Origin of the sequence: Winogradskyella sp., from assembly GCF_025210595.1 — a bacterium.
Lineage (GTDB): Bacteria > Bacteroidota > Bacteroidia > Flavobacteriales > Flavobacteriaceae > Winogradskyella.
The window spans coordinates 1-8,376 of the sequence record NZ_JAOARH010000070.1 but is presented as its reverse complement, the minus strand read 5'-3'; the positions used below and the strand labels follow the sequence as shown (position 1 = coordinate 8,376).

At 33.4% G+C, this 8,376-nt stretch carries 3 protein-coding genes and 1 pseudogene; all 4 read left to right on the top strand.

Features of this window, described 5'->3' with window-relative positions; translation table 11 throughout:
• Positions 1-429: 429 nt before the first annotated feature.
• On the top strand, positions 430-1,746 hold the full coding sequence (locus tag N4A42_RS07510) for a hypothetical protein (RefSeq protein ID WP_294072184.1): 1,317 nt from the start codon (positions 430-432) through the stop codon (positions 1,744-1,746).
• Positions 1,747-1,805: 59 nt separating this feature from the next.
• Positions 1,806-3,275, top strand: coding sequence for a gliding motility-associated C-terminal domain-containing protein (locus tag N4A42_RS07505; protein ID WP_294072181.1), 1,470 nt, complete (start codon positions 1,806-1,808; stop codon positions 3,273-3,275).
• 1 nt (position 3,276) lies between these two features.
• Positions 3,277-5,850, top strand: a complete 2,574-nt coding sequence (locus N4A42_RS07500) for a PorP/SprF family type IX secretion system membrane protein (protein ID WP_294072178.1) — start codon at positions 3,277-3,279, stop codon at positions 5,848-5,850.
• 69 nt (positions 5,851-5,919) lie between these two features.
• Positions 5,920-8,376: pseudogene (locus N4A42_RS07495) on the top strand (chromophore lyase); the annotation flags it as partial.

Sequence of the window (8,376 nt, the reverse complement as noted above, 5' to 3'; positions counted from 1 at the left end):
GACACAAACGACTTAATAGCTGCGATTTTGTTTTATGAATCTACATTAAAAGCATTACACACATATAACGATTTTAAAGAAGATTAGATTAGTTAGTTTATTTAATAATTTCTTGTTTTTAGGCCTCACATATTTGTGAGGCTTTTTTTGCCTTTAGATGATTTCCTTTATGTGTAAATCTCTAATAATTATTGAAATTGATCTTAAAATCAAGCTCTTAACAAAATACACATAATACAAGCAATTGATAAACAATAAGTTATTTTACTTCAAAAAGTAACAAAAATCAAATTTATTGTAAGAAAAATATTAATTCAATATTAAATTAATGCATTTCATCGATAATTTCTTGTATTTCATGGGATTAATTCCTAAGTTTGAAACTGTTATATAAAACCCCATAAAATCTAACAAACAAATTTAACTACTATGAAAAATTTTATTCAAACCGCGCTTATTTTTCTATTAGTGTTAAGCAATTGTTTTGCACAGCAAGAAAAAGGAATTATTGGCTATAACAATTGGCTAAATTCATGGACTGAGTTTAAACCTAGTCATCCTGAATATGGTGAGCCTACTCAAATTTTAAGTGGAAAAATATCTAAGGATACAAAATTGCTAAAAAGAGATGTATACCTTCTTTTAGGTGATGTTTTTGTTACTGATAGTGCAAAACTAACTATAGAACCGGGTACAAAAATTATAGGTGATTTTGATTCTAAAGCGTCTTTAATCATAAGTAAAGGTGCAAAATTAATAGCAGAAGGCACTCAAACAGATCCAATAGTTTTTACTTCTAGTAGAGATAGTAAAAAGCCTGGAGATTGGGGAGGTATCTTTATTTTGGGTGATGCTCCGTTAAATACTTATGGTGAATTATCGTCACTTAATTATGGACTCAACACTTCTTCTACAGAATATATCGCTTATGGTGGTAATAATGCACAGAGTGATTCGGGTGTTTTAAAGTACGTAAGAATAGAATTTGCTGGAAAAAGAACTAAAAAGTTTGGTTATTTAAATGCGCTAACACTTGCTGGTGTTGGTCATAATACTGTAATTGAAAATGTAATGGTAAGCTATAGTGCTGGTAATTCTTTCAATATAATTGGTGGTTCAGTAATTTTAGAAAGATTAGTTTCTTATAGATCTAAGAGCAATGATTATGAATTTAATTACGGTGCTCAATCACAACTTATCAATTCTTTAGCTATAAGATCACCTTATGTATCTAGCGCAAACGGATCTAGGTGTCTAGTTATAAAATCTTATGATAAAAAAGAAGAGTCTGACACCTCTAAAAGAGAAACATTTGTTAATGCAGAAAATTTAACCTTAGTTAATGTTTCTAACGATATTATGTCAGATATGGAAGTTGGCCTTGTACAAGAAGCCATCTACGTTGGTGCTAACGCTTCATTTGCAATAAACAAAAGCGTTATCTCTGGCTTTTATCCTGCTGTTATTTTAGATGACCAAATTAAATTAAACAATGAAAATCTAGAAAAAATACAGTTTACAAAAACTTATTTTAATAATTGTAAAGGAAATATTTTTAGAAAAGGATATTCTAACAATGACGACTTAGAAAGTTGGTATGGCAGTAGAGCTTTTAATAATCTTTATGCAAAAGGCTCAGATTCAGAGACCTTTATAGCAGCTTCGAGTACAAAAAATCCTGATTTTAGATTACAAGTAAATAGAATTATTGCATCAAATGATTTTATTGATGACGATGAAGATTAATAGGTAATAACCTCAATTAATATCACAGCCTATAGCATAAAAAATTACAGCCTAATAGCATGCCTCAAAACACTAAATTAAATAAACTGCTTATTGCCTTGTGCCTTATGGTAGCTTTTCTGGTACAAGCACAAGTTTATGCACAAATGGTAATTGGTCAACCCAATTTAGGGTTTAGTCAGGCTTGTGCTAGTGATTCGTTTAATTCTTATAGTACAACTTTTATATTTTCACCTGAATCTGCATTAAATGCTTCAAATCAATTTACAATTGAATTATCTGATGCTGATGGTGATTTTTCTAATGCAGAAGTGGTTTATACCTCCTCTCCAGGATGGATAACCTCCTCACCTGCTACTATTAATTTTTCTTTACCAGAAACAACAGCTGGCGAAAATTATAGAATTCGTATAAAGAGCAGTTCGCCTGTAGCTACAAGTTCGGCTTCTGTTGCTTTTGCCGCTTATTACAAGCTTCAAGATTCACCATTTACAATTAATAATTTAGTTTCTACTGGTGCTTATTGTACTGGTGGCAGTTATTTACTTACTATAGATAATCCTGGTACAGGCAATAACGATTCACCACTTAATTACCCTTCTTTAACCTTTAATTGGTATAAAGAAACAAGTGCCACCACTTCTGTGTTTGTTGCTGAAGGTTCTACTTTACAAGTAAGCGAAGAAGGTACTTATTTTGTAGAAACCAATTATGGTAGTTGTACATCTAATTCGTTTTCTAATCGCGTTACCATTAGTGAAGTTAGTATATCTGGTGAGGCAGATGCCACAATTGTATCTAGTTTAGGCAACCCATATTGTCCAGAACAAGGTCTTACCACATTAAGCACCATAGGTGGTATTAGTTATCAATGGTTTAAAGATGGTGAAGAAATACCTAATGCTACAAATCAAATGTACCAAACTAATGAGTCTGGTATGTTTTCAGTTCAAGTAGATTTAGGTGATTGTTCTGCTTCTGGCACTATAGATTTAGTGAGCGAGCTTTTTAATAGCACCATTAATGTAGATGACGTTAATCAAATTTTAGAGGATGAAACTTTAAGTATTGAAATAACAACAAATGCTATAAGTCCTGAATTTGTATGGTATTTAAACAATGAAATTATTGTTGATGCTACTGAAAGCTATTATGATGCTACAGAAATTGGAGATTATAGAGTCGTTATTACAGAAACTGACGGTTGTAATGGCTCAAGAACTTACGAGTTTGTTATAGAGCAAGGCATAGAGCCTTTTCCAGATGTAGAAAAAATACCAAATGTTATCAGTCCAAATGGAGATATGATTAATGACACTTGGGTTATTCCATTACAATATACCAGCGGAACAAACACTGAGATAGTTATACTTAACGACCAAGGCAAGTTGGTTTTTCAAACCTTAGACTATCAAAACAATTGGCCTGAGTATAATTTAAATCTAAAAAGTGTCAACCAACTGTTCTATTATATCATTACGACAACAGATGGTAAAGTAAAAAAAGGATCAATAACTATAGTGAAATAAAATGAAAGCACGCCTATTGATTCTAACCATATTATCCTTTTCAATTCAGTTGGTATTGTCTCAACAAGATGATGGCATAGTTGCTTTTGATTTACCATTAAGAAATTCTTTGTTTTTTAATCGTTATAACATTAACCCAACGTTTACATTTGTTAGAGAACAAAACAAATACATTAGCTTTAATAGTAAAAGAGATTGGATACAATTTGAGAATGCACCAGAAATGTTTTTAGGAAGTTTTTCTGGTCGTTTTTCAGAAAATATTGGTGCTGGTATTGCTGCTTTTCAACAAAATTATGGTGTATTAACAACCTTTGGTGGTTTACTTAACTTTGCCTATAATGTTAAGTTGAACACAGATAGCAACTTAACCTTTGGTCTTAACGTTGGTGCTTATAAAAGTGGTGTTAACACTTCTAATGTTATTACAAATTTTGACGATCCTTCATTACAGAATGTTCCTGAGAACTTCTTACTTACCGTTAATCCAGGTATTAATTATGGTACAGAGTTTTTAGACTTTGGTATTTCTATCAACAACCTTGTGCTCTACAATTTTGAAACATCTTCAATGATAGAAGATAATCCAAAACAAGGCATTAAAGCACATGTAATGCATACAGGTTATTTTAATAGCAGAGGCTTCTTTAAGGATACTAAATTATCTGGAATTCTTATGACAGAATTCAGAAAAGATCAAACTATAATTTCAGGTCTTGCCTCTTTAAATGTACCAAAAGGAATTTGGTTTCAGATAGGTTATAACAATCACTACGGAGTTTCTGGCGGAATTGGCATTAACATCACAAAAAACATTGCATTAGAATATAATATTGAAAAATCTATTGGCGAATTGGTTGAATTTGGATCCTCACACGATGTCGCTTTGGCTTATAGATTCATAACTAAGAAAAAATACAAATATAACGGAGATGAAAAAGTAAGTGGCTTATTTACAAAGAAAAGAACCAAACCTATTGTAGAAGCTACAGAAGAAGAACTTGAAGGCATAAGAGAACGCGCTGCAGAACGAAGAGCTCAAGCAAAACTCAATCGTGAGGCTGAGGAAAAAGCTAAAAGGGATGCAGAAGCTAATGCATTAGAAAAAGCACAGCAACTAGCAAAAGAAAAGGCAGAACGTGAAGCCAAAGCGAAAAAAGCACGCTTATTAGCAGAACAACAAGCTAAGAAAGAAGCTGAAGCTAAACTTTTAGCTGAACAGAAAGCAAAAGAAGAAGCAGAAGCTAAAGCAAGAGCACAACAATTGGTAGAGCAAAAAGCGCGTGATGAAGCTGCTGAAAAGGCACGCTTATTAGCGGAGCAACAAGCTAAAGAAGAGGCTGAAGCTAAAGCCAAGCTTTTAGCTGAACAAAAGGCAAAAGCAGAAGCAGAAGCACAAGCAAGAGCGCAACAATTAGCAGAAGAAAAAGCGCGCGAAGAAGCTGCAGAAAAGGCACGTTTATTAGCGGAGCAACAAGCCAAGGAAGAAGCTGAGGCTAAATTATTAGCTGAACAAAAAATAAAAGAAGAAGCGGAAGCTGCTGAAAAAGCAAAACAAGTAGTAGAAGAAAAAGCGCGTAAAGAGGCTGAGAAAAAAGCAAAAGAGGAAGTCTTCCAAAGAGAGAAAGAATTAGCAGAAGCTCGTATTAAGAAGCGTCAAGAAGAACTTGCTGCTCAAAAACAAGCTGAAGAAGCAATTAAAAACCCAAAAGATGAACTAGGAAAAACAATTGCTAATCTAGCTAAAGATGCTGAAACATCTAGTACTGAACAAAAAAGACTTATTAAGGATCTTGAAACCATTGTTGAAACCAAAGACGAAGATTTAAAGGACTTAAAAGAAGAAAACGATTTAAGCGACCAAGGCGTTACTGTGCAGCCAAAACCGTTTAAAAGTGTTACCGAAGAAAACAACAGACTTAATGCTATAAAAGCAAACTTAAATACAGTTATCAAGGATCAAAGTAAAAAAATTGAATCTTTAAAAACACTTTATGAGGAAAGATACAAAACTACTGAGCTTGACGAAGTGAATCTATTCTACAAAAAGAAAATAGATAGATTAAGTTTAGAACAGAAAAAAATTGTTGATCTAAGAGAAAAGTTAGACCAAAGATTAGAAACAATTAAAACAGCAACAGAGTTTGAAAAACGAAGACGTATAAAACGTGCTGCGTATGACAATGAGCAAGATAGATATACTCAAGATAGAGCAATGTTGAAAAACATAAAACGAACTACTAAACCTAGTGAAACACCATACACTTCTGAAGATTTTGATTTTGGACAAGAACAAAGCGAAAATATTCAGATACTTAAAAATGTAAGTAACACAGAAAATGGATATTACCTCATTATTGCTGTGCATAGTAACATTAAAAAGAGAAACGAATTTTTAACCAAAGTTGTAGCGTCTGGACAAGCTAATGTAGATTTCTTCTACGATGTAAGCTCTAGTAAATATTACATTTACCAAAATAAGTTTGATAATATTAGCGAAGCCAATAAAGCCATGGAAGCTAAAGGAAATAAAGCATATAATGTAAAAATGACCCTCGTGAAAATAGAAAATTAATAAGTTAAGCAAGTTTCTTCTCAGTTTCATTGCCCCACAAGAAGCTAAGAGGAAGTAAAAACAAGTATCATGAAAAAACCTACTTTTTCAAGAACATTCGTAATCGTAATAGCACTATGCTTTAGCGTGCTAAATTATGCACAAAATTATGTGCCATTTACACCAAGATTTAATGAAGACCTAAAAGGAGATATTGTATTAATCGGAAATAATATTCTCGGTCCAAACAATAATCCTTTTAATAACGGAAATGTCTACAATCATAATGTCAATATGCAGTATATTGACATAGATAGTGATCCTTCTACTTTTAGTTCATCTAGTGCAGATTTAGAGATTCCAAACCCTAACTGTTACAGAATTATATATGCAGGTCTATATTGGGGAGCTGTAAATCCTGGTACAGCACCTATAACCAATGTAAAACTTAGAGGACCCTCTGGTGGCTATAATGATGTTACTGGAACAATTATTTTTGATGCTAATGGCAGTACTATAGATGGTGGTGATAGTTTTTCTTATGCATGTTTTGCAGATGTAACAAACATTGTAACTAGTTTTGGTTCTGGTGCTGACTTAGGAACCTATACTGTTGCCAATGTTTCTTCTGGTGTAGGTGAAACAGCAAATTTCACTCCATATAATGGGACAGGACAATCTGCTGGTTGGTCATTATTTATAGTATATGAAGACCCTACCCTTCCTGGTAAATCTATAACCAGTTTTGACGGATTTAGTGCTATAAGTGTTCCTGGTGGGAATCCTAATTTAGATATTCCTGTTAATGGCTTTAGAACAGTTCCGGCTCCGGCTCCTGTTAGAGCGAATTTTGCATTTGCTACGCTTGAAGGTGATAGTCCAATTTTAGGTGATCGTCTAAGATTAAATGGTGTTAGTTTGTCAACAACAGATCGTCCTGTTTCTAACTTTTTTAATAGCTCGGTTACACGCTTAGATGCTACTCCTGTCAACAATCGTGTGCCCAATAGCACCAACACTCTTGGTTTTGATACTGGTACAATTGCTATTCCCAACCCAGGGAATTCAGTGATTGCAAACGATGCTACTTCTGGTACAATTCGTTTAGAAACCAGTGGAGATACTTACTTTCCATATTTCTTTGCATTTGCTGTAGAAATTATAGAACCCGATATTGTACTTACAAAAATTGTTGAAGATGATGCTGGTAATGATATTGGTGGACAATTAGTAGATCTTGGTGCGCAATTAAATTATGTTATTGGTTTTCAAAATGTAGGTAATGATAATGCTACCAACTTTCAAATAAGAGATATTCTTCCTATTAATATAATTTACAATCATCCAACAGATTTAATTTTACCACCTGGTGTTACGGTTGCAAGTTACAATCCTACAACACGTGAACTAGTCTTTAATATTGACAACTCTCTTGTGGAAGAAAACGATCCACGTTACGAAATTCGTATCGAAGTTGAAGTGGTGAATAGTTGTGGTGATCTTGCTGATGCTTGTTCTAATATTATCAATAATCAAGCTTTTGCAACCTATAACGGATTTTTTAATCCTACTTTTCAAATTACAGACGACCCTAGTTTAAATAGTAATACAGGCTGTCTTTTAACTCCACAAGCTACAAACTTCTTAGCAGATTTAGATTGTGAATTTTTAGAAGAAATCGTTTTATGTGGTGATACAGTAGAACTTACTGCTGCTGATGGATATGATTCTTATTCATGGTCAACAAGTCCTTCTGGAACACCAGTTATTGGTAATACACAAACCATAACAGTAGATAACACCGGAACATATTATTCATTTAATACAGCTACAGCACCATGTCAATCCATAGAACAAATTTTTGAAGTCGAACTCTTTGGTGGTGATATTGAAAATCCTGTTATTCCTTATGCAGATGAAGTGGTTACTTGCCCTAATGATGGCAAACTATTACCAAACATATTTTTATGTGGTGCAGATGATTCAAGATTTATTGAAACCAATATTTCAGATTCTATATCCATTATATGGGAACAATTAGATGAATCTAGCTGTGCTGCCGTTTCAAATCCTGATTGTGCTAACGAAGATGCTACTTGTACATGGAATGAAGTTGCTACTGGTACAGACTTTTTAGCAAATGCTGCAGGACAATTCCGATTGACCATCAATTATCCTGGTGGATGTTTTAATCAATTCTACTTCAATGTCTATCAAAATTTATTAGTGCCAACTGTGGTTTCAACAGATATTATCTGTACAACAAACGGAAGTATAACTGTTAACAATGTGCCTTCCGGCTATGAATACAGTATAGATGGCACCAATTACCAAACTAGTAATGTGTTCTCTGTAAATACACCTGGCACCTATTCTGTCTATATAAGGCAAATTGGTGTACCTACTAATCCTTGTATCTTCTCTGTTCCTGATGTTTTAATAAGAGAAAGAGATTTTACAGTAACATCAACCATATCTCAACCACTTTGTTTTGGAGATAAAGGAAGCATTCAATTAGCAGCAAATGATGTTGATCCACAATATACG

Bases quoted from the DNA above. Each gene is read 5' to 3' on its own strand.
- N4A42_RS07510 (WP_294072184.1), top strand. From the start codon at position 430: ATGAAAAATTTTATTCAAACCGCGCTTATTTTTCTATTAGTGTTAAGC.
- N4A42_RS07505 (WP_294072181.1), top strand. From the start codon at position 1,806: ATGCCTCAAAACACTAAATTAAATAAACTGCTTATTGCCTTGTGCCTT.
- N4A42_RS07500 (WP_294072178.1), top strand. From the start codon at position 3,277: ATGAAAGCACGCCTATTGATTCTAACCATATTATCCTTTTCAATTCAG.